Genomic DNA, 26834 nt, shown 5'->3' on the forward strand with positions numbered 1-26834 from the left:
ACTTCATTTTTATAGTTCTTATACCCAAGCCCAGCCAAACTGCACTGCATCGGAGTTCAAAGCTTGCTTTGAACTCCTGCCGGTCCATGTATGGGTATTAGGCTGTCCAATGGGGGTATCACGACGAGCCTTCTGCGTGGGGACAATTAGGCTCCATTTCAGAAAATTATTTTTAGCCGCATCCTAAAGTCAATTTCTCAGCGGCTTGCCGGTTTTCAGCATATGGTCGAGCCTGGCCAGCGTGCCCGGCTGCTTGACCAGTTCGACGAACGCTTCGCATTCTAACGCGAGAATGTCGTCTTCGGTCAACGGCTGGGTGATATCGGCGTCGCCGCCGCTGAGCACCCTGGCCAGTTGGCTGAGCACCACGAGGTCGTAATCGGTGGTCTTGCCGAGCGCATGATAGGCTTTGACGCCCATGTTCAGCATCACGCGGGCTGTCTTGCCGGGCAACGAAAATACGACCGGCTGCGGCGGGACATAGTTTTCGGCCAGCGCCAGCGCCTTTGCCTTCGCATCGGCCAGCAGGCGCAATTTGTTCATTGTGATGCCGTCGTTCTTGCCCAGGTAGAGCAGTTCTTTCGCATCGGCCGCCGATTTCGAGACGGTCGCCAGGCTGACCGTTTGGAACGCCTTTACCAGTGGCGGAATCGGGCCGCCCGGTTTTTTCGGAAAGGCGATCCAGCGCCTGAGGTATTCCTTGCAACCGCCCCAGCCCGGAATCAGGCCGACGCCGACTTCGACGAGGCCCATGTAAAGTTCCGCATGAGCCTGGATCGCGTCGCAGTGCAGCAGGATTTCGCAGCCGCCGCCCAAGGCCAGGCCGCTTGGCGCGCCGACGACCGGGAACGGGGCATATTTCAGCACCTGGTAAGTCTGTTGGCCGGTGCTAATCAAACCGGCGACGCTGTCCCAGTCCTGGTTGTGGATCGCCTGCATCAGCAGGCCGAGATTGGCGCCGGCCGAGAAATTTTCGCCTTCGTTGTGAATCACCAGCGCCCTGAAGCCGTTTTGCACTTTGTCGACGCTTTGGCGGATCAGTTCCATGATCTCCATGTCGAGCGTATTCATTTTGCTGTGGAATTCCAGGCAGGCGACGCCGTCGCCCGCATCCCAGAGACTGGCCGAGCGGTTTTGCAACACCGGGACACCGCGCAGTTTGACGTCGGACAGTAATTCGATACCGGGAGCCCGTGTCACCGGACGATAAGCGCCGTCGAAACCTTCCGCCTGCAATTTGCCGGCTTCGGCCTTGTAGAGCGGCTGCTTGTTCGCCAACAGCGGCGGTACGGGCCGGTTTTCGGATTGCAATTTATCGACAAACCAGGCGACCCCGATCCGAGCGAGCAGTTCGAACGGGCCGGATTTCCAGTTGTAGCCGTCGCGCATTGCCGCATCGATGGCGGCAATATCGTCGCTGATTTCGGGCGCGAGGCTCGCCGCGTAACCGAGCGTTTTCGACATCACCCGCCAAGCGAAAACCGCAGCCGGGTCCGAATTCGACAGCAGCGCCTGAAAACCGGTTTTTTGCGCTTCCTGCAAGGCGTTCGTATCGGGTTTTACCGAAGGGGCGTAATGGCCGGTTTTAAGGTCGACCGATTCCTTGATCTTGCCGCCGCCCTGTTTATTCAACCGGTAGAAGCCGCCTTTGCCTTTGCGGCCGGTATAGCCGTCGGCGATCATCTTCTGCACGACTTGCGGCAGTTCGCCGAGTTCATGAAACGGATCGCCCGGCGGCAGGGCCTGTTTCATGCTGGTCAGAATATGCGGAATCAGGTCGAGGCCGACCAGGTCGAGCAGGCCGAAAACCCCGGTTTTCGGAATTCCGAAAGGCATCGAAATCACCGCATCGGCCTGCTCGACGGTCAGATCGAGCGCGATCGCTTCATGCAGGCCGCAAAGGGTCCAGTAGATGCCGATCCGGTTGCCGATGAAGCCTGGCGTATCGTGACAGACTACGCAATTTTTGCCGAGCTCGATGTCGGCAAACCGTTTAACCGCTTCGAGCAGATCCGGCCGTGTTTCTGGGCTCGACACCAGCTCAAGCAGGCGCATGTAGCGCGGCGGATTGAAAAAATGCGTGATCAGGAAGCGTTGCCGGAAGCTTTCGGGCAGGTCCTTGACCAGCAGACGCAAGGGCAGGGTGGAAGTGTTCGAGGAAATTACGCAATCATTTCGGCACACCGTGTCCAGTTTTTGGTACAGCGATTTTTTGATGCGGGGGTCTTCGATGACCGCTTCGATTACCCAGTCGACCTCCGCCAATTTCGGCAGGTCGTCCTCGATATTGCCGGGCGTGATCAGCTTCGCGTTGTCTTTATGCATGAACGGCGCCGGGTCGGCCTTCAGCAGTTTTTCGATCGCGGTTTTTGCGATGACCGAACGGTCCGAAGCATTCTCCGGCACGATGTCCAGCAGCATCACTTTGCAGCCGGCGTTACTGAGATGGGCGGCGATGCTGGCGCCCATCACGCCCGCGCCGACCACGGCGGCATGTTGAATGTTCATCGGATCGCCTCCAGTATCGTGGCAATGCCCTGGCCGCCGCCGATGCACTGGGTGGCCAGCGCGTAACGTTTGCCTTCGCGGACCAGGAGGCTGGCCGCCTTGCCGGTAATCCGGGCGCCGCTCGCGCCGAGCGGATGGCCCAGCGCGATCGCGCCGCCGTCGAGATTGAGCTTATGAATCGGGATCGGCATCGCTTTCAAAACGGCGAGAAATTGCGCGGAAAAAGCTTCGTTCAGTTCGACGATATCGATGTCGTCGAGATCGAGCCCTGCACGTTTCAAGGCTTTCTCGGTCGCGGAAACCGGGCCCATGCCCATGATTTCGGGCGCGCAGCCCGATACCGCGATCGACTTGATCCGGGCGAGCTTGGGCAGGTTGTGGGCATCGGCATACGCTTCGCTGCATACCAGCACCGCGGCCGCGCCGTCGGTCAACGGCGACGAAGTGCCGGCGGTGACGGTGCCGCCGGTCTGAAACGCGGGCGGCAATTGGGCCAAACCGGCCGCGTTCGAGTCGGGACGCAGGCAGCCGTCTTGGTCCACCGGCCCCAGCGGTGTCCGGATCGGAACGATTTCGTCGAGGAAATGGTTTTTTAGCTGCGCGTTGTAAGTTCTTTCCTGGCTCAGCAGTGCGAAAGACTCCTGTTCTTCGCGCGAGAGGTTATATTGCCTGGCCAGATTTTCGGCCGTGTCGCCCATGCTGATATAGACTTCCGGATAATTCCGGTAGAGCGCCGGATTGGGCATGTAGTTGAAGCCGCCCATCGGAACACGCGACATCGACTCGACGCCGGCGCAGATGAACGCGTCGCCCGCGTTCCATTGAATCGCGCCGGCCGCGATATGGATCGACTGCATCGACGAGCCGCAGAACCGGTTGACCGTGGTGCCGGCGACGGTGACCGGCAGCTCGGCGATCTGCCCGACGATCCGGGCGACGTTCATGCCCTGTTCGCCTTCCGGAAAGGCGCAGCCGAGAATCAGATCTTCGATGTCGGCGGGATCGACGCCGGTTTTGTCGATCAATCCTTTTATGACCTGGGCCGCAAGGTCGTCGGGGCGGACTTTGCTCAGCACGCCCTTGTTGGCCGGGGTAAACGGTGACCGACAATAGCCGGAGATAACCACGTTTTTCATAAATTCGACTCCTGTTTATATGCAGTAGGATTGATTTTTTACCGGGTGACGGTCACGGTAGCGGAATGGGTAGGGTGTAAAATGGGTTGATCGCTCCCGGCCGGATGAGACGGCATTGCTTCGGTGGCCGCTGCTCGGTTCACCGCAGGGTTCTAAAGACGATTTTTACTCAATCCGACTGAATTCGGCGGCTTTTGTTTCACTCGCGCAATGAATAATAAAGTCATCGTTGATTTTCCACATGCCGTCGATGTTTTCCATGATGATGCCGTGCCGGTTCGATTTCAGTATCTTTAACTGCCTGTCCGGGGCTTTGATTTTCTGCATGATTTCCGAAGCGCTTTTGACTGAAACCACAGGGTCATGGTCGCCATGAACGATCAAGACCGGAATTTCGATCTTGGGTAAAAATTCGTCCATATGCTGAATCAGAAGCCGTAATTCATAAAGGCAACGGACCGGCACGTTCCGGTAATTGACGCGCGGATGTTCCGAGACATTCTCCAGGAATGGCTTGACTCCTTCGTAGGAAGATACCCAGTCTACAAACTTGTTCGTACCGTGCAGGAAAGGGATCAGCATGAAAGTCGGATTGATGAATTTCAACGGGACCGCCGCGACGCTGACGCCGAGGATATCCGGGCGATTTTCGGAGGCCAACTTCAATGCCAGGGCGCCGCCGGTGGAAAACCCGGTCACCACGATCTTCCGACAGTGCAGTTTCAGGATTTCGAAGCCGTTGACGACCGAAGTATACCAGTCTTCCCAGCTTTGGTCCCGCAGCGCGTAAGGCGAAGAACCGTGCCCTTTCAAACGGACGCCCATCACCGTATAGCCCTGGTGCATCAGGTGGACGCCATAGCCTTTCATCTCCGCCGGACTGGCGAGCAGGCCGTGAATCAGCAGCACGCCGATGCCGTTTTCTTCGACCGGCTGGAGCAGAAAAGGCGAGGGGTCTTCGGTGGCGGTTTCGTGGTCGTTGATGTCTTCGTAGACTGGTTTGGTGTATTTGTGAAGCTCCCACTTCAGATCCATCTGTTCGTCTTCGAACCGCCAGCCGGCGAGTTCTTCGGGGTCGAGCCGGTCGCATTCGGCCAGTGCCTCGATCATCGTCTTGCTGACTGCGGCGATCGGTTCGGCCTCGTTGTTGTAAACCGCGATCAGGTTTTCCAGACGGATCAGGTCGAAATCATGCTCTTCGAGCAATTTGGGCAGGAAACGGTAATACTCGCCTTCTTCGACGATCAAATCGGATAATTTGGCGATATTGATGAAATGCTCGAAACTCTGATTGGTGCCGATGTTCAGGTTTCGGTAATAGTTCGGATTCAGCAGGCTTCGATGCAGATGGATGGCCGTGTTGGTCTGGAGCTTCTTCACGCCGATGTACAGCGCGTTGTAAAAGCGTTGGCGCTCGATCAGCAGCAGGCTGTTTTCGATGCAATGCATGATCAGGGTCGAAGCCAGATGGCTCAGGTTGATCGTGACGTTGGCATAGATTTCTTCCATATAGCGGTTGCGCGTCATATTGGAAGAGGACTTCAGCAGAGAGCCGAGCAGCTTGTGCTTCCAGTTTTTGGGCGCCAGCGGCATCGTGAAAATATCGTCCAGGGACGTCAACTCGGCCGCCACCAGGTCTTGCAGCGCTTTGGTGCTCCAGCTCCAGTCTTGCTGCGGATTGACCGGCATGCCCATCCGGATGTCCATGTCGGTGTTTCTGAAAATGATATTGCCTTCGACCAGCAGTTCCTCGGTCTGGCGCATGGACAAGCCGCCGGAAAACAGCTCGACGCTGGTCAGCAGTAAGTTTTCGGACGTCCTGATCGGGTAAAACGTGATATTGGAAGGAATGATCAGCGTGGGTTTGAGCGCGGAAGTCAGCAACTGGTCCAGGCTGTCGAGTTCGAGCTGCTCCTTCCAACGCACCAGTTGCGCATGATTCTTTTCCTGATAGGCGGTCCGAATCATTTCCTTGAAGATCTCGAGGCCCTGCGCCAATACCGCGGCGCCGGTATGATGCTTGCGCCGTTCGCCCGTGAGCCGGGAATAGACGCTGTAATGGCCTTTCACGTCCATCACCCGGTGGTCCTTGACCATGCCCCCTTCCGGAAAGATGATCACCTTGCGGCCGCGCAGAATCTGCGCGGCGAGCAATTGAAACAGGCGCGGATGATTGTGCGGAAAGCATCCGACATTGCTCAAATAGCGGGACAGTACATTGTCTTCCCTGAAAAATTCGCCGGAAGCGATCGCGCAGCAGTAAGCTCCCGTCTTTTCGTAAATCAAAAATTGCGGGATGAAGGTTTCGAAGCGCGAAAAATGGTTGAACAGAAAAATGTCGCCCTTCTCGACCTGGTCCGCAGTATGCAGCTTCATTTTGACGCTGAGCAATTTACGTACTTGATTGAAAATCTTGACCGATCGGGAATAAAGCCCAATATCGATGTCGTGCCAGTTTTCGGGATAGGACGGTTTGCTCATGGAATGAATCCTTGTTCATTTATACCGGGTTCATTTATTCCGACGGCATCAGTTCGAGTAGCCGCCGTGAATGATTGACGACCGGCGCGGGGCCCGATTGATCGTTCGTACGTCCGAGGTTGTTGGTGCCTTGCGTCACCGGAGGCAAGCCCGAGTCGGCCGCCGAGGATGGCGCAGCGTAGGTCTGATCCGTTTTGCCGCTGCCCGTTATCGCTTCCTCTAGATCGATATCGTCAGCATTTTGTTCCGGCGGATTGCCGTCATAGACAAGATATTCGCGGTTTTGCTGATAGGCGTTTTTAATGAAATCGTAGCGGTCGACCGCCGCTTCATCGACGATCTTCTCGGAAGTGAGCAGATCGGCGCGCGCATCGGTGACCTCGACCGCCTTGGCCCCGGTGATTGCCGCGCCGACCGCCGCGCTGCTTCCGAAGGAGATATAAGTCAAAGGGTTCAGCAGGGCGTCGCCGAGCAGGCCGACCGCATCCCGCGGCGAGCTCGGGCCCAACAGAGGCAATACCAGATAATTGCCTGAAGGCATGCCCCAAAAGCCCAGGGTCTGTCCGAAATCCTCGTTGTGCTTGGGCAGATTGATTTTCGACGCGACATCGAACAGTCCGCCGACTCCGGCGGTCGTGTTGATCAGAAAACGGCTCAGATCCATGCCGCCCTGCAGCATTTTGAGCTGGAAGAAGTCGTTCAGGGTGATGCCGATATCGTTGATATTGCCGAAAAAGTTGGTCACGCTCTGATTGACGGGGTCCGGCACATATTCCTGGTATCCTTTTGCGACGGGCTTGATGACGGCCTTGTCCAGATCGTCGTTAAAACCGTGAACGTTGCGGTTCCAGCCTTCCCATTCGTCCTTTGCCGGCTGGGTCGGATCGGATGCGCAGCCGCTCAGCCCGCCGCCGACCACCAGATTGGCGAGCAGGGCGGAGTTCAGTATCAATTTGTTTTGCAACATAAATCTAACGTTAATATGGATTGATCGATAACGGCATTTTACTCCAGTCTGGATTTTAATCGGCAATAAATACACGAATTGTGCTTTTTCGATGCTAAAATTTTTTCGATCCCCGGATTACCCTTGTCGGAGCATTATGGGCCCTCATTATCTCAGCCGTTTTTTCTCTCCCCGCTCGGTCGCGATCATCGGCGCCTCCGAGCGTCCCGACAGTGTCGGGCATCGCCTGCTGCTGAACGTGCTGGAGGGAGGATTCAAAGGCGGCATTTATCCGGTCAACCCGAAGCATGAAACGTTGCTCGGCTGCAAGGTCTATCCCGACCTCAATGCGATTCCCGAGGAGATAGAGCTGGCCGTGATCGCTACCCCGGCCGCTACCGTGCCCGGCCTCGTCCATCAATGCGGAGACAAAGGCATCGGCAGCGTGATCATCATCAGCGCCGGTTTCGGCGAACTCGGCGCGGAAGGCAAACGGCTGCAGGGCGAGATTCTGGACATTGCGCGCCGTTTCGGGATCCGGATCATCGGCCCGAACTGTCTCGGCGTGGTCCGGCCGGGCAGCCGCCTGAATGCGACCTTCGGCGACGGCCCCGTCAAGGACGGCAATCTGGCGCTGTTGTCGCAATCGGGCGCGGTCTGCACCGCGATTCTGGACTGGGCGCAGCAGAACGACATCGGCTTTTCGACAGTGGTGTCGATGGGCGGTGCGGCCGATATCGACTTCGGCGAGGTCCTGGACTATCTGGCGCTGGATACCCGGACGACCGGCATTTTGATGTACGTCGAAGGCATTCGCGACGCGCGCCGCTTTTTGAGCGGCCTGAAAGTCGCGGCGCGGCTGAAGCCGGTCATCCTGATCAAGTCCGGCCGCCACGAAGCCGGCTCGAAGGCCGCGATGTCCCACACCGGAGCGATGGTCGGCGGCGACGATGTCTTCGATGCGGCGATCGAGCGTGCCGGGGTGGTCCGGGTGTATAGCATCGCGGAACTGTTTTCGGCGGCGCGGATCCTGGTCAACAATTATCAGGTCGGGCTGGCGCGCCTCGCGATCGTCACCAATGCCGGAGGACCCGGCGTGATGAGCACCGACCGGGCCGGCGACGTCGGGGTCAAAATGGCCGAGCTGAGTCCGGCCGGAATCGAGGCGTTGAACGGGGTGCTGCCTGCGCACTGGTCGCACGGCAATCCGATCGACATTCTCGGCGACGCGACGCCCGAACACTTCCGGGGTGTGCTGGAAATCTGCCTGCAAGAGCCGAATGTCGACGGCGTACTGGTGATTTTGACACCGCAGGCGATGACGAACCCGACCCGGACCGCGCAATGCGTGATCGAGGCGGCAAAGAATTCCACTAAGCCGGTGCTCGCGTCCTGGACCGGCGGCTCCAAGGTCGAGGAGGGCAGGGCTTTGTTCGAGAACTCCCGCGTGGCGCATTTCGACACGCCGGAAGTCGCGGTCGATGCTTTTTCGTTTCTGGCCAAATACCACGACCACCAGATCCTGCTCAAACAGATTCCTTCGCTCGCGGAAGAACTCCCCGTACCCGATGTCGAAGGCGCGCGGCTGATCATCGAGCGCGTGTTGGCCGAAGGGCGCCAGACGATGACGACCCAGGAATCGAAAGCGATCCTGGCGGCGTTCCGGATTCCGGTGACGCAAACGATCAAAGTCGCGAATGTAAAAGATGCGATGATCGCGGCCGAAACGATGGGGTTTCCGGTTGTTCTGAAAGTGAACATGGCCGAATTCAGCCATAAATCCGACATCGGCGGCGTCAGGCTGAATATCCGCAGCGTGCAGGTGCTGGCCAGCGTTTTTGCCGAAATGGAATCTGCGATTCGTAAGAAGCATCCGGACATCAACGAAATCATAATGACCGTCGAGCCGATGTACGGCTCTTCCAGCGGGCGTGAATTGATGGTCGGAGCGATCCGCGATCCGGTGTTCGGTCCGGCGATCAGTTTCGGGCTTGGCGGAACGATGGTCGAAATTCTGCGGGACAAGTCGGTTGCGTTGCCGCCGCTGAACGCCTACATGGCGGGGCAAATGATCGCAAAGACGAAAGCGGCGAAGTATCTGGGCGCATTCCGGCAATTGCCGCCGATCCATGGCAAAGCCTTGATCGATGCGATGCTGAACATTTCGACGATGGTCAGCGAGTTGCCGGAAATTCTCGAATTGGACATCAATCCGCTGATTGCGGATGAACACGGCGTGATGGCGGTCGATGCGCGAATCAAGGTGCAGTTATCGCATGAGCTGATACCGTATTCGCATATGGCGATCCATCCTTATCCGCACGAGTTGACCGAGCATTACCAGCTCGCCAGCGGCGTCAATATCATGATCCGGCCGATCAGGCCGGAAGACGGCGATCTGGAAAAGGATTTCGTGCACCGGCTGTCCGAACGCAGTAAATATTTCCGTTTCATGCAGGCGTTGCAGGAGCTGACGCCGGAGATGATCGTGCGCTTTACCCAGATCGACTACGATCGCGAAATGGCGTTTATCGCGGTTTCCGAACAGGAAAACCCGCCGAAGGAGCTCGGTGTCGGGCGCTATATCATAAACCCGGACGGGCGCTCGGCCGAGTTCGCGCTGGTCGTTTCCGACGACAGCCAGTGTAAAGGCATCGGTACCCGCTTGATGAAAATGCTGATGCGTACCGCCAAATTCAAGGGCATCGCCTATCTCGAAGGGGAAGTCTTGACCGTGAACAAGCCGATGCTGTCGTTCGTCAGCAAACTCGGCTTCGGCATCGAAGAAATTCCCTCCGAACCTGAAGTCGTGCGTGTGATCAAGGATCTGCGGCAGTAGGGAAAAGGTGAGGCAGGGCGCCGCTTTTCTGCCCTTCCGAAGCGAATGCCCCGGGAGATTGGCGGGTTTCCCGGTCCAGCACGGAGGCAGTGGGGCCGCCTCCGTATCCGTTGCTGGCTTTTTTTATTTTAAAACAACCGCATAACCTTTGTCGAAAGTCGGAATGTGGTGATCCAGCCAGCCTTTGACCATCTGGCCGACATCTTCGGTTACTTCCGCCTGTCCGGCATGGAATTTTTTCTGCAGATCGGCGCAGATATTCACCAGCGCATCGTGTTCGGCCTTATGCGCGCCGAAACCGGCAAACCCGGCCGCGGCCATTTCTTTTTCTTCATGCGCGAAATGTTCGACCACGTATGCAATCAGGTCGTCGAGCTGAGAACCCACCGCCGACCGTTCGGCGCCTCCCGTTGCCAGATCGTACAGTTTGTTCAGTTTGCCGAACAGGACTTGATGCTCTTGGTCCGCAAAGCCGACATGGGTTCCGAATTGTTCTGCTGTCCAGGTGATGAGTGCCATGATTTTTCTCCTCTGAGGATTGTTATTATAAACCGCACAAATATTATGGTTTTTTTGGCGGTAAAAAACAACATTTTTTTTAAGGAAAATAATTCATCGAAGGCCCATTGTTGGCGCAACATCTGGAACGTGATATCGGAGACCGATGGAACTGCCTTTCGTTCGGAACGTCCGGGCTTTTTCCTGCGAGGCCGGGACGGCTTTACAAAGATAGCAAGCGAGGATACCGGACGAGGGCAATCGTCACTCGCCGCACCGCAAGACAATCAGGGAATATATTTCGGAGAAAAAGAAGCGAGGCCCGATTGCCGAGCCTTGCCGAAACAGAGGTTTTTTTTGAATTTAGCCGAGGTTTTTCAACCCCAGCACGTCCTGCATGTCGTACAGGCCGTTCGGCTTATCCTTCAGCCATAATGCCGCGCGCACCGCGCCGTTTGCAAACGTCATCCGGCTGGTCGCTTTATGGGTGATTTCGACCCGTTCTCCGTCGTCCGCAAACATCACGGTATGATCGCCGACAATGTCTCCCGCGCGAATCGTCGAAAAGCCGATCGTCTTGCGGTCGCGCGCGCCGGTGTGGCCCTCGCGGCCGTAAATCGCGCATTCCTTCAAGTCACGGTCCAGCGCCGCGGCGATCACTTCGCCCATCCGAAGCGCGGTGCCGGACGGCGCGTCGACCTTGTGACGGTGATGCGCCTCGATGATTTCGATGTCGCTCTCGTCGCCCATCACCCGGGCGGTCATTTCAAGCAGTTTCAGCGATAGGTTCACCCCGACGCTCATGTTCGGCGACAGCACGATCGCGATATCCTCGGCGGCACGCTCGACCGTGAGTTTCTGTTCCGGCGTATAGCCAGTCGTACCGATCACTAGCTTTTTGCCGGCTGCCCGGCATTGTTCTATCAGTGTCATCGAGGTATCGGGGCGGGTAAAGTCGATCAACAGGTCGAATTGATCGAGCACTGCCGACAGATCGTCCACAACATTGATGCCGATAGTGCCCATGCCGGCCAGTTCGCCCGCATCCTTGCCGACCGCCAGACTACCGGGCCGCGATAGGGCGGCGGTAAACTCGGCATAGGCCGACGCATCGGCCGCCTTGACCAAACAAGATCCCATGCGGCCGGAAACGCCCGCGACTGCAATTCGAAGCATTTTGCTTATCCTGTCAATTTATCGAAAAAATTCTTTACGCCGTCCATGAACGAATGCTCCTGCGGGCTATGATGCTTGCCGCCCCCCATCAGCGATTCATTCAGCTTCGCGATCAGCTCTTTTTGTTCCTTGGTCAGATGCACCGGCGTTTCGACCTGCACCCGGCACAACAAATCGCCGACTGGACCGCCGCGGACCGGTTTCACGCCCTTGCCGCGCAGGCGGAACAATTTGCCGGTCTGCGTTTCGGGAGGAATTTTCAGATTGACCTTGCCGTCGAGCGTCGGCACTTCCAGCTCGCCGCCCAGGCAGGCGGTCGGGAAGCTGATCGGCACTTCGCAGTATAGATTGGCTCCGTCGCGGGTAAAAATCGGGTGATCCTTGACCTGAATCTGCACGTACAGATCGCCAGGAGGTCCCCCTTGCTCGCCCGCTTCGCCTTCGCCGGACAGGCGGATCCGGTCGCCGGTATCGACGCCGGCCGGAATCTTGGCCGACAGTGTTTTGGTATCCTGCACGCGGCCCTGTCCGTAGCATTTGCCGCAAGGGTCTTTGATTTGCTTGCCGGTGCCGCGGCAGGTCGGGCAGGTTTGCTGTACCGCAAAGAAGCCTTGCTGCATCCGGATCTGGCCGTGGCCGTGGCAGGTCGAGCAGATCACCGGCGAGGTGCCTTTCCGGGCCCCGCTGCCCGAGCATTCGTTACAGGTTACCAGCACCTGTACACGAATCTTCGCTTCGGTGCCGGCCACCGCTTCTTCGAGCGTCAGTTCCAGATTGTACCGCAGGTCGGCGCCGCGCTGCGCGCCGCCGCGCGAGCGACCGCCGCCGCCGAAAATATCGCCAAACATGTCGCCGAATACGTCGCTGAAACTTTCCGTGCCAAAACCGCCGCCGTAGCGGCCGCCACCCATGCCCGACTCGACCCCCGCATGGCCGAACTGGTCGTAAGCCGCGCGTTTTTTCGCGTCCGACAAAATTTCGTAAGCTTCTTTGATCTGTTTGAATTTGGCTTCCGCTTTTTGAGGATCGTCCTTGTTCCGGTCGGGATGATATTTCATCGCCAGCTTGCGGTAGCTTTTCTTGATTTCTTCATCGCTGGCATTCCTGTCCACGCCGAGAAGTTTGTAATAATCTTCTTTTGCCATGTGTTGTTATGAGTGGCTTTAAACAAAATTGCAGGAACAGCCGAGCGTCTGTTCCTGCAAGGAAAATGTAGGGCAGGCGAACAGTCGCACCGTTTGCCCACCGTTTTGCGGATGAAACCGGTGGGCGGAAAAGCGCCGCCCACCCTACAAAGTTTTAGCCTTTCTTGTCGTCCTTGACTTCTTCAAACTCCGCATCCACGACGCCGTCATCGGCCGCATGGCCCGAAGCGGAATGCGCGCCGGCCTCGGCGCCGCCTTCGGAAGCCGATTTTTGCGCATAAACGCGCTCGGCCAGTTTACCCGACAGTTCGGTCAATGCATTCGTTTTGCTTTCGATTTCGGACTTGCTGTCGCCCTTGCAGGCCTGTTTCAGTTCCTCGACCGCTTTTTCGATGGCTTCTTTTTCGTCGCTGCCGACCTGGTCGCCCAGTTCCTTGACCGATTTTTCGGTGGCATGGATCAGACTGTCCGCATGGTTGCGCGTGCCGACCAGTTCGGCCAGTTTGCGGTCTTCTTCCGCATGCGCTTCCGCATCCTTGATCATCCGCTCGACTTCCGAGTCGGACAAACCGCTGGACGCCTTGATCACGATCGATTGCTTCTTGCCGGTGGCCTTGTCCTTGGCCGACACGTTCAGAATACCGTTCGCATCGATGTCGAAAGACACTTCGATTTGCGGAATACCGCGCGGCGCAGGCGGAATGTCGGTCAGGTCGAAACGGCCCAGCGATTTATTCGCGGAAGCGACTTCGCGCTCGCCCTGCAGCACGTGCACGGTCACCGCGGTCTGGTTGTCGTCCGCGGTCGAAAACACTTGCGACGCGTTGGTCGGGATCGTGGTGTTTTTCTCGATCAGCTTGGTCATTACACCGCCGAGCGTTTCGATCCCCAAAGACAACGGAATCACGTCGAGCAGCAACACGTCCTTGACTTCGCCGCCGAGTACGCCGGCCTGGATCGCCGCACCGAGCGCGACCGCTTCGTCGGGGTTCACGTCTTTGCGCGGTTCCTTGCCGAAGATCGATTTGACCATTTCCTGGACCTTTGGCATCCGGGTCTGGCCGCCGACCAGAATCACGTCATGGATTTCGGATGCCTTCAGGCCCGCGTCTTTCAGCGCGATTTCGCAAGGGCCTTTGGTCTTCAGGATCAAGTCTTCGACCAGCGATTCGAGTTTGGCGCGGGTCAGTTTTACGTTCAAATGCTTCGGACCCGTGGCATCGGCCGTAATGTAAGGCAGGTTCACGTCGGTTTGCTGAGCCGAAGACAATTCGATCTTCGCTTTTTCGGCCGCTTCTTTCAGACGTTGCAGCGCCAGCGGGTCGTTGTGCAGATCGACGCCGCTTTCCTTTTTGAATTCGGTCGCCAGATATTCGATGATCCTTGCGTCGAAGTCTTCCCCGCCGAGGAAGGTGTCGCCGTTGGTCGACAACACTTCGAACTGATGCTCGCCTTCGATTTCGGCGATTTCGATGATCGAAATGTCGAACGTGCCGCCGCCGAGGTCATACACCGCAATTTTGGTGTCGCCTTTCGGCTTGTCCATCCCGAACGCCAGCGCCGAAGCGGTCGGCTCGTTGATGATCCGCTTGACTTCGAGACCCGCGATACGGCCCGCGTCTTTGGTCGCCTGGCGTTGCGAGTCGTTGAAATAAGCCGGCACGGTAATGACCGCTTCCTTCACTTCCTCGCCCAGATACGCTTCGGCGTCTTTTTTCAGCTTCATCAAGACACGCGCGGAAATTTCCGGCGCCGCCATTTTCTTGCCGTGCACCTCGACCCAGGCGTCGCCGTTTTCGGCTTCGACGATTTTATAAGGCACCATGTGGATGTCTTTTTGTACGACATCGTCCTTGAAGCGGCGGCCGATCAGACGCTTGATCGCGAACAGAGTATTTTTCGGATTGGTGACCGCCTGACGTTTGGCGGACTGGCCGACCAGCACTTCGTCGTCATTGGTGAAGGCGATGATCGACGGCGTGGTGCGCGCCCCTTCGCTGTTTTCGATCACTTTCGCGACGCCGTTTTCGAGCACCGCCACGCAAGAGTTGGTCGTGCCTAAATCTATTCCGATAATTTTAGCCATTGAATGCTCCAGACTTGAATTTGTTTAGATGGTTAACGTTGATTTGCAATATGGGGCCTGTTTATGCGAGTTCAAGCCTGTTCATCGATAATCGGGGTATCCTGCGACGGTTTTTGCGGCGCTTTCGCGACCACCACCATCGCCGGACGGAGCAAACGGCCATTCAGCGTATAGCCTTTCTGGAAGACGTTGACGACCGTATTCGGCTCGACGCCTTCGATTTCCTGCATCATCATCGCCTGATGCTGTTCGGCATTGAAAGGCTGTCCGAGCGGATCGACGGTTTCGATGTTGAATTTATTGAATACCGCTTCGAGTTGCTTCAAGGTCAGTTCGGTGCCTTCGCGGAATTTCTGCACTTCCGGGCTGTCGCCGGTAGCGGCCTGCAGGCCGAGTACCAGGCTATCCATGACCGGCAACAAGGCTTTTGCGAAATTCTCGAGCGCGTATTTGTGCGCGCTTTCGATGTCCCGCTGGGTTCTTTTGCGGAGATTTTCCATTTCGGCGACCGTTCTGACCGCCTTGTCCCGGCTTTCCTGAGCTTTCCGTTCGGCATCGTCCAGTTTGGCCTGCAACTGTTCTACCGTCGGCTCTTGCTCGGCCAGTTCGGTTGCCGGCGTTTCGGCTTCCGCCGCAGCCTGATTTTCCAGGTCGGACTGGGCATCGGTTTTTACTTGGGTTTCCAAGTTTTCCTGTTCGTTACTCATTCAAAAAATCCTGCAAAAAATGGTTACATGCCCGATTGGGACACCCGAAATTATCATAGGGGCTATGATGGGGATGCGGATTTCGGATTCAAGGCTGCGCTCAATAATTTTGCAGTAATGTCCACATACGGGATGATTTTTTCGTAGGCCATTCGGGTCGGTCCGATCACGCCGAGCACGCCGACCACTTCGTCGCTGACCGAATAGGAGGAGGTCACCAGGCTGCAATGGTCGAAGGCCTCGTAGCCGGATTCTTCGCCGATGAAAATCTGTACGCCGTCGGCTTTCATGCACTGATCGAGCAAATGGATCACGCTCTGTTTCTGGCTGAACGCTTCGAACAGGCTGCGCAGCCGGTCGCGGTCCGACAATTCGGAAAATCCCATCAGATTGGTTTCGCCGCTCAGCACGAAATCTTCTTTCTTTTCGTCCGGTTCGAAAGCCATCTGCGCCATCTTGATCGTATCGAGCATCAACTGGTTCATCTGTTCGCGGTCATCCTGCAATTCTTTCAATACGGCATCGCGTACCGCCGCCAGGCTGCGTCCGGAATACACCGAATTCAGATAGTTGGCTGCCTGCTGCAATTCGGCCGGACTGAACAGGCGGGAAGTATGAATGATCTTGTTATGCACTTCCTGTTCGTTGGTTACGAAGATGACCAGTACCCGCGAATGAGATAACGGCAGGAATTCGATATGGCGCAGATACAGCATTTCCCGCTTCGGCAGAGTAACCACGCCGGCCATCTGCGACAGTTCGGAAAGCAGGCGCGAAGCCGCCTCGAGCGTCTGTCCCCTATCCTCGATCCGGGACAGACTCCCCTGAAGACGGGTGATTTCCTGGAGCGCCAACGGCTTGACCGTCAGTAGGCTGTCGACGAAAAGCCGGTATCCACTGACCGTCGGCACCCGGCCGGCGGAAGTATGCGGCGAATGGATCAACCCCATGTCCTCGAGGTCGGCCATGACGTTGCGAATGGTGGCCGGGCTCAGCTTCAAGTCTGAATCTTTTGCCAGCACGCGCGAGCCGACCGGCTGCCCATCACTGATATAACGCTCGATCAACGCTTTCAGCGATTGCAGGGAACGTTCGTTTAGTTGCGGATGACTCACACTCACCTCTAACAGAAATCGTTATTAGCACTCTCTGAATACGAGTGCCAACTGAACAAATTAGCAATAACAGGACCAGTTGTCAACCGGACGGCTCGATTAAGCCAGGCTAATCACACTATATATAGTGCGGGATATAGTGCGGGTGCTAATTGATTCACATCTACGCAGACTTGATCCCAGCTAAGCCCCCGCGCTCATTAAATCCAAGGAATAGGGATCATACACGCTTACCCTGTAAGCGATTTACGACAGCCTGAATCGATATCTGATAAATATTAACCAATAATGAGAAATCCCCCGGCTCTGCCGGGGAGACAGCGAAAGTTTGACATTCAGCGGAGTCCATCAGGAAACTCAGCATCGTGAACCGCCAAGTACACGATAGAGGAGAACCTGATGGACGAGAATGAAAGCTTAAGTCACTCCCGCTGGGAGTGCAAATATCATGTGGTATTTATCCCGAAATGCCGGCGACGCACTTTGTATAAAGCATTGCGTCAGCATTTGGGAGAGGTCTTTCGAAGGCTGGCGAGCCAGAAAGAAAGCCGGATACTGGAAGGGCATTTGATGCCAGATCATGTCCATATGTTGATTGCGATACCGCCGAAGTATGCGGTGTCGCAAGTGATCGGTTTCGTCAAAGGGAAGAGCGCCATCCATTTGGCGCGGGTTTATGGAGAGAAGAAACGAAATTTTGTGGGGCAACACTTTTGGGCGCGGGGTTACTTTGTTTCGACGGTGGGTCGAGATGAAACGATGATCCGAGAATACATACGGCACCAGGAACAAGAAGACCAGCGAATTGAACAATTGAATCTTTGGAACTGAACGCCACCTTGAGGTGGCTATTAAATTAGGGGCCGCGTTAGCGACCCCTTATACCGCTTTGAGCGGTTCACAACATAAAGCCCCCGGCTTTGCCGGGGGATATTTACTATTATCTGATAATAGATTCTTATTTTTTTGACGCTTGTATTCGAGATGACTTTCGTAAATGTTCAATTAGGGGAGAACCCGCCGAGCGTATCGCTCCTTGCGACTACGAAAACGCCTGTCGGCAATAACACGAATGCAAAAGCAATTTTTTTGTATAATCGCCAGATTTACCGGCTCCTATCGACCCATGCGGACTTCTTTCAACACCATCGGCATCATCGGCAAACCCAGCGATCCCAGCATTGCCGATACATTGTCGCTGCTTTACGATCATCTGCTCGGCAGCGGTTATCGAGTGATCCTAGCGACTGACAGCGCCGTTTGTATTGATAGTATCGACAGCAGGCCGATCAAGGCGGAACCGCCTGAGACGCTGGGTCAGCATTGCGACCTGGTAATCGCGGTTGGCGGCGACGGCACGTTTCTGGCCGCTGCCCGCGCGATCGCGCATTTCGACATTCCGTTGATCGGGATCAATCTTGGCCGTTTGGGCTTTCTGGTCGATATTTCGCCGGACGAATTGCCCGGCCGCCTGCATGCGATCCTCGAAGGCCGTTATAAGGCCGAAGAGCGCTATTTTCTGCGCGCGAAGATCGTCCGCGAAGGCGAGGTCATTCACGAACAGACCGCGCTGAACGAAGTTGCGGTACACCGCTGGGTCACGCCGAGCATGATCGAGATCGTCACCCGGATCGACGGCGTCTTCCTAAATTCCCAGCGCTCCGATGGCTTGATCGTGTCGACCCCGACCGGTTCGACCGCTTACGCGCTGTCCGCCGGCGGGCCGATCCTGTCGCCGTCGCTGAACGCTTTGGTCCTGGTGCCGCTGAATCCGCACACGATGTCGAACCGGCCGATCGTGATCGACGACAGCGCCGAGATCGAGCTGAGCTTTTGCCAGAACAAGCAAATCAATGCCTTGGTTACCTGCGATCAGCTGCAGATTCCTGACGTATTGATCAGCGACAAGATCCTGATTAAGAAAGACCCGAAACCGATTAGAATTTTGCACCCGGAAGATCACGATTTTTTCCATATCCTCCGCGAAAAACTGAACTGGAGCAATGGGTGAGGGCGCAATGCTGTTGAATTTGAATATTCTCGATCTGGCCGTAGTCAAGTCGCTCGACCTCGATCTCGAAAAAGGCATGTCGGTTTTAACCGGCGAAACCGGGGCCGGCAAATCGATTCTGTTGACCGCGCTCGGGCTCGCGCTCGGCGACCGCGCCGATTCGGGCTATGTACGACCGGAGGCGAAACGCGCGGAAATCAATCTCGAATTCGATCTTGACGATGCGCCGTTCGCACGCGACTGGCTGGCCGAGAACGAACTCGACGACGACGACAGGTGCCTGATCCGGCGGGTCGTAAGCGATGACGGCCGTTCAAAGGCGTATATCAACAACCGCCCGGTCACCCTGCAATCGCTGCAGGAGCTCAGCGAAAAACTGGTCGAAATCCACGGCCAGCACGCGCATCTGACGTTGCTCGGCGCGGACGAACAGCGCCGCCTGCTCGATGCGTTCGCGAAAAACCAGCCGCTGCTCGACCGGCTAAACGCCTGTTACCGGCAATGGCATCAGGCGCACCGGGAGCTATCCGCACTGAGAAAAGCCAGCCTGGACCACAGTGAGCGCGAGGAATTGCTGCGCTATCAGCTTGATGAACTGGCCCAGCTCGACCTCGCGCATTTCGATTACCAGGCCTTGTCCGACGAGCACAGCAAGTTGGCCAACCTGGGCCACATTCTAAGCAGCGGCCAGCAGCAGCTCGACGTGCTGTACGAAAACGACCAGGTGTCGGTGCTGCGGATGCTTGGCCACTGCGTGAGCGAATTAACTCATCTGGCCCGTTTCGCGCCGGAACTGAACGGCGTGTGTTCCCTGCTTGCGGAGGCGCAGATCCAGGTCGAAGAAGCCGCGCTCGACCTGCGCCGCTTTCTCGAATTGCAGGAAGCCGACCCGAAACGCCTGGAAGAACTCGAAAGCCGGATCGGAATGATCCAGAGCCTGAGCCGGAAACACCATGCCGCTCCGGAGGATTTGCCGGAGCTCGCGCAAAAGCTGGCGCATGAGCTCGACAACCTGACGCACAGCGAAGAAAGGCTCGGCGAACTCGAAGCGGACGTCGCCAAATATCTCGAACAATACCGCCAACTGGCGGTCGAATTGACTGAAAAGCGGCGTGAAAGCGCCACCAGGCTCGGGCAGCAGATTTCGGCGATGATCAAGGAGCTCGGCATGCCGCAGGGCGAGTTTCGGGTCGAATTGAGCGAGCCCGACAGCCGCGAGCCGAAACCGAACGGGCTCGACAGGATCGAGTTTCTGGTTAGCGCAAATCCGGGCATGCCGCCGAAACCCCTGGCGAAGGTCGCCTCCGGCGGGGAGCTTGCGCGGATCAGTCTGGCGATTCAGGTCACGACCTCAAGCGACAGGACCACGCCGACGATGATCTTCGACGAAGTCGATTCGGGCATCGGCGGCGGCATTGCGGAAATCGTCGGCCAGAAGCTCAGAAGCTTGAGCCGCGACCGCCAAGTGATGTGTGTGACCCATCTCCCGCAAGTGGCCGCGCAGGCGCATCATCATCTGTTCGTCGCGAAGAACCAGCAGACCGACATCACGTCGTCGACCGTGCGCGTGCTCGACGGCGAAGCACGCATTCTGGAGGTCGCCCGAATGCTGGGCGGCGTCAATCTCACCGAAAACACTCTGGCACATGCCAGGGAAATGCTAACTTTAGGGAACTCACAACCATGATTCGATTTCCAGCCGAATGGGAACCTCAATCCGCCGTTTTGATTGCATGGCCGCATGAAACCGGCGATTTCATCCATCTCGACGAGGTGGAATCTTCATACCGTTTCATCGCGGAAACGATCAGCCAGTATCAAAAGCTGTTCATCGTCTGCCGCGACGAGGTTCACGAAAACCGGATACGCGGGCTGATCGGCATAAATCATAATATCGTTTTCATCCATGCGCAGGTCAACGACATCTGGGTCCGCGACACGGTCTTTCTGACCGTCGAAGACGACGGCATGCCGGTGCTGGTGAACCTGCGCTTCAACGGCTGGGGCGGAAAGTATGCGTATGAACACGACGATGCGCTGAACCGCAATTTGCTGGCCGCCGCCTTATTCCATGGCGTAAAAACCCGCGACGTCGATTTCATTCTCGAAGGCGGCAGTGTCGAAAGCGACGGTAAGGATACGGTCATGACCACCCGCCAGTGCCTGCTGAATCCAAACCGCAACAAGGGGTTGACCAAACACGAGATCGAGCGCGAACTCGGCCTGATTTTCGGCGCTTCGCGCGTGATCTGGATCGACCAGCCGAATTTGCCAGGCGACGACACCGACGCGCATATCGATACGCTGGCACGGTTCTGCAATGCGCATACGATTGCTTATACCTCCGCCGACGACGAGACCAATCCGCTCTACGAGAGCCTGAAGCGCATGGAGAGCCAGCTTCAATCCCTGAGCACCTGGGGAAACAAGCCCTATCATCTGGTTCCGCTGCCGTTGCCGAAAGCGATCTTCGACGAAGAAGGCCGCCAGTTGCCGGCCAATTATTCGAACTTCCTGATCATCAACGAGGCGATCATGGTGCCGATTTACGACGACCCGACGGATGCGGTTGCGCTGGAACGGCTGGCCGGCTGTTTTCCGGACCGCAAGATCATTCCGACTCCCTGCCGGCCGCTGGTGCATCAATACGGCAGTCTGCACTGCATGACGATGCAATTCCCGGCCGCGGTGTTCAAATAAGCGGTCTTTCGAGTCCGGGCGGCAGGCGGACCGGCCTGCCGTCTGTTTTTTATAGGCAGATATCCGATGAAGGTAGGATGGATGGAGGCGTCAGCCGAAACCCATCGACCGAGGTACGGTATGGCTATGTGTGATGGGTTTCGCTTCGCTCTACCCACCCTATCATCATAAACCTGGTCAAGCTTTATTTTATGTAGGGAGATTCCGATGAAGTCGCTAGCTTCTGCGTTGGTCCTGATTGCCGTTCTCGGCCTTTTGACCTATACCAATCCGAAAATGGACGAGTATGATCGATTCATCAGTCAACGGATTATCGAAAGGACCCGGAAGGCTCAAGATCCGCTCGAAGGCATGATCGGTTCGGTTTTGGGCAGTTTCGCGGCCAAAATGCTGGGCCGGCAGACATTGCGGAAGGATTATCTTTTTTTCAGCACTTACGATACCGCGCTTGGCGAGAAGCATATCCGTTCGGTCGGCATCCTGAATCGTTTTTTTCTGATAGAAGACCCGGTTTTCCATGAGTAGTCGCCTCAAATTTCCGGAAATGAACCAACTTTCGGCGCGGTGAGTCGTAAACTTGTGCATGATGTAACCAGTTTTCTCTTTGAATTAGGTTTCTGTTGCCCGAATGGGGGGCAGTTTTTCCATCAGGAAGCGGCCATGAACAAACATTTGCAGTCAGTCAGAGAATTTCGGGAACACTTCGGTTTTTCGAGAGAAGAAGGACGTCTTTCCGACATGACCATCGTATTGCGCCAGGCTTGGCTGATGGAAGGTGGTAAGCAGGTTTTTCTGGCGATCAAGCAGGGCGACATGACGGTCATTCTGGCCAGGTTGACCGGCCTCGCTTATCTGGCTTTAAATGCGGTCGCGATGCAGGGCGCCGAAGTGAACCTGCAGCCGGTAAGCTGGCAGCACGACGGCTCGGTTCTCTCGCTGATGCGGCTGATCGGCGACCGGATCAATGTCTGTTCGTCCGGCCTATCCGAAGATTACTCGGCGCTTTACTGCGCTTGCGCGCAATTGTCCGGCGGATTCCTGAATGCGGATTTCGACAAATCCTTCGGCCTATTCCATCGGCACCAAATGGAAACGGGCACGGGGCGCGGGCAGGGCACCGAGGATCGGAGCGAAGTCGAGTGGAACCGTCTTCCCGATCTGAGCGATTGCCTTTATGAATGAGGCACCAGTTTATTCGAAATCCAGTCCCGCCTTTTTCCAGGCTTTCGCGCCGCCTTCCAGGTTGAACAGGTTGCGATAGCCCAATTCATACAAAGATTTCGCCGCCGCATTTCCCATCGGCCCGCTTCGGCAATAGAGATAGATGGCGGCATTTTTATCCTTCGGCAGTTTGTCCAGGTATTTCCCCACCTCATCGTAGGGAATGAAAAGGTCGGTGCCTTTGATGTGCCGCTGCTGCGGCGTATGCACGTCGACCAGAAAAATATCCTGATGCAGCATGGCCTGCCGTAATTCGGCAGGCGATAGCATTTGAACATAGTCCGGCTTTTGAAACCGGCATCCCGCCGTCAAGATGAGAATAGCAAGGATTCCGAAGCGTTTTTTGATCATAATATTTATGCCGTAGAGAGCCATCCAAAGAAAGAGAACATGAACGGCGGCTGCGAGGACGCCTTCCCAAAATCCTGGCAGCCGTCTCGCCAAAATCTTTAGTTCGTCATAAAGTCGGACAGATTTCCTTTTCCTTTTTGTCCCAGAAATTGGTAGCTCACTTGCCCGTCGTTTAATACGCAGTTGTTTTCGAGGAAATCGAACAACATATGGGTGATGCTTAATTTCGTCTTTTTGTCGACCGAACTGCTAGTCATATTGGTGCCGCGGGAAAACTGGATCTTATAACCTTTGGTTTTCGAATATTTGACGATGCGTTTCGGAAATGAAACGATATCGCCGGTCGGCAGCGTCACGGTTCCTTTCGCGTAGGTAACCTGCTTGCCTTTCGCATTGGGCTCCTGGGAAAGCATTACGTTAAAGGACCAATTGCGGTTGGCATCGGTTGTGACAGGCAGAGCGATCGAGGTCTCTTTTTCCTTATAATTGACCTTTACTCCGGTATCGTTACTCTTCAGCTTGACATTATAAGAGCCGCTACCGGAAGAATTCAGAGTTTGTTCGTCCTCTTGCAGGGTATTTTGCCCCAGGGTCTTGATATCCGATAATGTTCCGACACCGGAACCTTCGCCGTTTTCGCCTTCGAACTCCCCTTTAAACTTTGCGCTGACCGTTACTTGAGGGGTATCGTCCCGGGTCTTCAGCATGCCCGCAATCGAGGTATTGGCGGTTGTGTCCGGCGTATACCCTTCCAGGCTGTTGGGCATGATGTCGAGCTTGCCGCTTTCGTCCATGGCTATGTCGGCATCGAAGGCTTTATCGCCGACAATGGGCATATCGGACGGCACTACGCCACTGTAATGTCCGGTGCCGTTGAATATCTCGGCGACGCCCTCGGGCAATATTTCGGGCGTGCTGAAATCGTACGAACCTGTCGGCGAGATTAACTCGAACTTGGCGACAATCACGTGAGGTTTTTCCACCGGCCCGAATCGATAATGACGGTTGTTGTCCAGCCAAGGCGTCCAAGGGTCCGCGTTTTTATAGACGGATACCAGGCGGTAGCCAGGCTGCGGCGAAAAAGTCAAATCGAGGTAAGATCCGGGGTTAAAGGAAAGCGTACCGCTGGAGGCCAATACGCCGGAGGATGAAGGGCTGGATGTTGTCCAGGGTATTTCTCCGCTTTTACTGGGACTAATCACGATTTTCCATTTTACATCGGCGCGTGCATTCATACTGAACAGCATGACACATGCGGCGAGTATGATTCCCATGCCAGAATGGAAATTGATACGGCAGGATGGGTTGAACATGGAGACTCCTCGGGGGGATGTTAGAAAACAGTCAATGCGTTAAAAGGGCAATTTTGCGGGCCGCTAGCCCCGATATCTGCGGATCGCCTTGTTGTCCGATGGTCCGCAAAGCGGCAGCGGCTGTTTCGGTGCCGGCCCGCGTCAGCGCAAAAACGGCCCGGTAGCGTAAATTGATGCTTTCATCGCTCAATGCGGTGGCCAATAATTGCGGCACGATTTTTTGGTCATAACTGTGTTGCACGGCGGCGCCCGTGCCGGGCTGCTGCAAAGCCATTGCCAGCATATTGGCCGCCGCGACGCGCGTGGCCGTCTTGGTTTCGGTTAAGGTGCGATCGAGTAGCGTATCGGCCGGAATATCGGTTTGGCGCATCATGGATTCGTATAAGCGGCGGCGCACGTCATCATGGGCTTCGGATTGCAATAAATCGGCAAACTGGCGGCCCAGGTGACCCGTGTTCGGATGCGCTCCAGCCGCCCAGGCTGCCGAGGCGCGAACTTCAGGATCGGCATTGGTGGCGCTAATCTCCTGTAAAAACGGCAGAGAAGCTTTACCTGCATGGATGAGCGACTCGGTGGCATCGGTTTTGAGTTCCGCATTTAGATGAGGATTATCCATAATCTGACGGAATATCCCGGAGGTTTGCTGGAAAGGGAACTTGCCAAGACTTACCGCGATATGGCGAAAGGTTTCTTCGGACAACGACGGCGTTGAGATGGCTATCTTCAATGTTTCCAACGCGGCGGCGCTCTGCACGTTACCCAAACGATAGGCGATATAGCGTTTTATGGCTTCATCCGTCGTTTCGTTCAGCAGCAAATCCCGTAGCATCTCCATGGACTTGGAGCCGCCATGTAAAATCAAGCCCGAAACGGCGCCTCGCGAAATCTTAAGATTGTGCTCCTGGAATAATGAGGCAAGAAGTTCAGGAATGTCTGCCCACCGGCTATGCCCCAGCATTTCGGCGACTATCGCGCGCATCGCATCCGACCCGTTTTCAAGCAGCGAAAGTAACGCCAGCCTGGCATTGAGAGTCCCCATTACTGCCAATCGCCAGGCATCCAGTTTGCGAATATCGAGCGAGGCCGATTCATCCAGCAAGCGTGCAATGAGTTCCTGTTCGGAAAGGCCATTTTGCAACAGGCTTTGCTCTTTTTTTTGTTTGAGGTGTTCGGCGATGAAATCAATGAAAATATTATTCAGGCGGCTTGGTAGTGAAAGTGAAGAATCTTCATCCGAATCCAAGGGGGCGGATTCGGTTTCAATCCAGGTTGTATTTTGCAGATAAAATAGCAAGCCGGTCAGCATGGCTGACGAGAGCAGTGCTATTGCAAGGCCTTTGTTACAGAAAACGATTCTGCGCATAAAAATTCTCCGTAGGGTTTACGCGCCAATTGTTGTCAAGCCTAAGGCCATGTTGTTCGGCCGGAAGCTTCGTGGTTTGTAGGGTTTCAGTTTTCTGAATATGCGAACATCTATTCGCTTTGCAGAAGCGAAAATAAAGATATAGCAATGGAGAAAATTGTAAAGCTAGAGCATGACCTGGGCTATTGGTATAACTACCTACCACTAGATTCCATTTACCCTGTTGCCTATTTCAAAGTCTCCAGTAGTCCTTTCTCAAAAAGTGAACTCATGTAAGCCCTCCCTTGCCAATAGGAATAGGTTTAGCATTACGCACGCAGAGGAGGGGCCGGGATGAACGCATCGAAGCAGCATATCGTGCAACTACGCGAAGACATCTACCGGCTTGCCAGCGATATCGGCGAGCGCAATGTTTACCGTTATCCGCAACTGATTGAAGCGGCTTCGCTGATCGACCGATGGCTGCGCGATGCCGGCTATATCCCGGCTAGGCAGGAGTATGAGGCGGAAGGTAAGCGATTTGCCAATATCGAAGCCGAGGTGCGAGGCGATGTTTCGCCGTCGGAAATCGTGATCGTAGGCGCGCATTACGATACGTATCAGGGATCGCCCGGCGCCAACGACAACGGGTCAGGAGTCGCGGCACTGATCTCGCTGGCCCGTGCATTCGCGGCCGGGCCGGTCGCCCGTACCTTGCGTTTTGTCGCGTTTACCAACGAAGAAAAGCCGTTCCTGCGCACCGCGAAGATGGGGAGCCATCTCTACGCAGAACGTTGCCGCGAGCGCGGCGAAAATGTGGTCGCGATGGTCTGTCTGGAAAACATCGCCTGCCGCTACCTGGAACGCGGCAGCCAGCGTTTGTCGCTGTTCGGTCTCATGGCGCCGACGCGGGGCAATTTCATCGCCCTGGTCGGCAACCGCCGTTCGCATGCTCTGCTTGCCGAAGCAGCCGAATCGTTTCGGCGGCATTCCGTGATTCCCTGCGAAACCTTTACGCTGCCGACCGGTTTTCCGGGGGCGTGGAGTTCCGACCACTGGTCGTTCTGGAAGCAGGGCTATCCGGCCCTGATGGTCACCGATACGGCACCGCTGCGCTATCCTTATTACCACAAACCGGGCGATAGAATAGAGCAGCTCGATTACGAGTTTCTTGTCGACGTGGTTGACGGGGTGCGAGGGGTCGTCGCCGATCTAGCGGTGAAGGCGTGAGTAAAAGGCTATTTCTCGGTTGAATTCGA

21 protein-coding genes are annotated in these 26834 nt (G+C 56.0%); 8 read left to right on the plus strand and 13 right to left on the minus strand.

Going from position 1 to position 26834, the window contains the following annotated elements; genetic code table 11:
- Positions 1-189: 189 nt before the first annotated feature.
- The 4 genes from CC94_RS0117370 to CC94_RS0117385 all read right to left on the minus strand — a co-directional run bounded on the left by CC94_RS0117370 (position 190) and on the right by CC94_RS0117385 (position 7092).
- On the minus strand, positions 190-2508 hold the full coding sequence (locus CC94_RS0117370) for a 3-hydroxyacyl-CoA dehydrogenase/enoyl-CoA hydratase family protein (RefSeq protein ID WP_005371954.1): 2319 nt from the start codon (positions 2506-2508) through the stop codon (positions 190-192).
- Positions 2505-3644 (minus strand): thiolase family protein, encoded by a 1140-nt coding sequence (locus CC94_RS0117375; protein ID WP_005371962.1) that lies wholly within the window; start codon positions 3642-3644, stop codon positions 2505-2507. Before CC94_RS0117375 ends, CC94_RS0117370 begins: the two co-directional genes overlap by 4 nt.
- A gap of 165 nt (positions 3645-3809) precedes the next feature.
- Complete coding sequence (locus CC94_RS0117380) at positions 3810-6125, minus strand: alpha/beta fold hydrolase (RefSeq protein WP_005371965.1); 2316 nt, start codon at positions 6123-6125, stop codon at positions 3810-3812.
- 34 nt (positions 6126-6159) lie between these two features.
- A complete protein-coding gene (locus CC94_RS0117385) occupies positions 6160-7092 on the minus strand; it encodes an MlaA family lipoprotein (protein ID WP_005371966.1) in 933 nt (310 codons plus the stop codon).
- Positions 7093-7228: 136 nt separating this feature from the next.
- Between CC94_RS0117385 and CC94_RS0117390 the strand changes: the two genes are divergently transcribed.
- Complete coding sequence (locus tag CC94_RS0117390) at positions 7229-9910, plus strand: bifunctional acetate--CoA ligase family protein/GNAT family N-acetyltransferase (RefSeq protein ID WP_005371968.1); 2682 nt, start codon at positions 7229-7231, stop codon at positions 9908-9910.
- A 123-nt stretch (positions 9911-10033) separates the two neighbouring features.
- On the opposite strand, the gene CC94_RS0117395 is transcribed toward CC94_RS0117390, so the two are convergent.
- From CC94_RS0117395 to hrcA, 6 genes are all read right to left on the minus strand, one after another.
- Positions 10034-10429 (minus strand): bacteriohemerythrin, encoded by a 396-nt coding sequence (locus CC94_RS0117395; RefSeq protein ID WP_005371974.1) that lies wholly within the window; start codon positions 10427-10429, stop codon positions 10034-10036.
- Between the two features lie 342 nt (positions 10430-10771).
- Entirely contained in the window at positions 10772-11584 is an 813-nt protein-coding gene (dapB, locus tag CC94_RS0117400; RefSeq protein WP_005371976.1) for a 4-hydroxy-tetrahydrodipicolinate reductase, read from the minus strand.
- 5 nt (positions 11585-11589) lie between these two features.
- On the minus strand, positions 11590-12729 hold the full coding sequence (gene dnaJ, locus CC94_RS0117405) for a molecular chaperone DnaJ (RefSeq protein ID WP_005371981.1): 1140 nt from the start codon (positions 12727-12729) through the stop codon (positions 11590-11592).
- 154 nt (positions 12730-12883) lie between these two features.
- Positions 12884-14815 (minus strand): molecular chaperone DnaK, encoded by a 1932-nt coding sequence (dnaK, locus tag CC94_RS0117410; protein WP_005371983.1) that lies wholly within the window; start codon positions 14813-14815, stop codon positions 12884-12886.
- A gap of 71 nt (positions 14816-14886) precedes the next feature.
- Entirely contained in the window at positions 14887-15522 is a 636-nt protein-coding gene (gene grpE, locus CC94_RS0117415; protein WP_031431647.1) for a nucleotide exchange factor GrpE, read from the minus strand.
- A 62-nt stretch (positions 15523-15584) separates the two neighbouring features.
- On the minus strand, positions 15585-16637 hold the full coding sequence (hrcA, locus tag CC94_RS0117420) for a heat-inducible transcriptional repressor HrcA (RefSeq protein ID WP_031431648.1): 1053 nt from the start codon (positions 16635-16637) through the stop codon (positions 15585-15587).
- A 399-nt stretch (positions 16638-17036) separates the two neighbouring features.
- Between hrcA and tnpA the strand changes: the two genes are divergently transcribed.
- The 6 genes from tnpA to CC94_RS0117450 all read left to right on the plus strand — a co-directional run bounded on the left by tnpA (position 17037) and on the right by CC94_RS0117450 (position 22530).
- Positions 17037-17468 carry an IS200/IS605 family transposase gene (tnpA, locus tag CC94_RS0117425; RefSeq protein ID WP_005371989.1) on the plus strand — a complete coding sequence of 144 codons (432 nt, stop codon included), beginning with the start codon at positions 17037-17039 and terminating at the stop codon, positions 17466-17468.
- 295 nt (positions 17469-17763) lie between these two features.
- Positions 17764-18648: an NAD(+) kinase gene (locus CC94_RS0117430; protein WP_005371990.1), complete on the plus strand. Its 885-nt coding sequence runs from the start codon at positions 17764-17766 to the stop codon at positions 18646-18648.
- Between the two features lie 7 nt (positions 18649-18655).
- Positions 18656-20335, plus strand: coding sequence for a DNA repair protein RecN (gene recN / locus CC94_RS0117435; protein ID WP_005371992.1), 1680 nt, complete (start codon positions 18656-18658; stop codon positions 20333-20335).
- The gene (locus CC94_RS0117440) at positions 20332-21348 is read left to right on the plus strand and encodes an agmatine deiminase family protein (protein WP_005371993.1); all 1017 of its coding nucleotides are present in this window, start codon (positions 20332-20334) and stop codon (positions 21346-21348) included. Before recN ends, CC94_RS0117440 begins: the two co-directional genes overlap by 4 nt.
- 207 nt (positions 21349-21555) lie before the next feature.
- Positions 21556-21873, plus strand: a complete 318-nt coding sequence (locus CC94_RS0117445; RefSeq protein WP_084675378.1) for a DUF4359 domain-containing protein — start codon at positions 21556-21558, stop codon at positions 21871-21873.
- A gap of 135 nt (positions 21874-22008) precedes the next feature.
- Positions 22009-22530 carry a nucleoside triphosphate pyrophosphohydrolase family protein gene (locus tag CC94_RS0117450; protein ID WP_031431650.1) on the plus strand — a complete coding sequence of 174 codons (522 nt, stop codon included), beginning with the start codon at positions 22009-22011 and terminating at the stop codon, positions 22528-22530.
- A 9-nt stretch (positions 22531-22539) separates the two neighbouring features.
- On the opposite strand, the gene CC94_RS0117455 is transcribed toward CC94_RS0117450, so the two are convergent.
- From CC94_RS0117455 to CC94_RS0117465, 3 genes are all read right to left on the minus strand, one after another.
- Positions 22540-22839, minus strand: a complete 300-nt coding sequence (locus CC94_RS0117455; protein ID WP_245549338.1) for a rhodanese-like domain-containing protein — start codon at positions 22837-22839, stop codon at positions 22540-22542.
- A gap of 179 nt (positions 22840-23018) precedes the next feature.
- Positions 23019-24233, minus strand: a complete 1215-nt coding sequence (locus tag CC94_RS0117460) for an SDR family oxidoreductase (protein ID WP_157203459.1) — start codon at positions 24231-24233, stop codon at positions 23019-23021.
- Between the two features lie 31 nt (positions 24234-24264).
- Positions 24265-25596 carry a HEAT repeat domain-containing protein gene (locus CC94_RS0117465; protein WP_157203460.1) on the minus strand — a complete coding sequence of 444 codons (1332 nt, stop codon included), beginning with the start codon at positions 25594-25596 and terminating at the stop codon, positions 24265-24267.
- A gap of 333 nt (positions 25597-25929) precedes the next feature.
- Here CC94_RS0117465 and CC94_RS0117475 point away from each other — a divergent pair, with 333 nt between their 5' ends.
- Positions 25930-26805, plus strand: a complete 876-nt coding sequence (locus tag CC94_RS0117475; RefSeq protein WP_051911530.1) for a M28 family peptidase — start codon at positions 25930-25932, stop codon at positions 26803-26805.
- The last annotated feature ends 29 nt before the right edge of the window (positions 26806-26834 follow it).

Origin of the sequence: Methylomicrobium agile, assembly GCF_000733855.1 — a bacterium.
Classification (GTDB): domain Bacteria; phylum Pseudomonadota; class Gammaproteobacteria; order Methylococcales; family Methylomonadaceae; genus Methylomicrobium; species Methylomicrobium agile.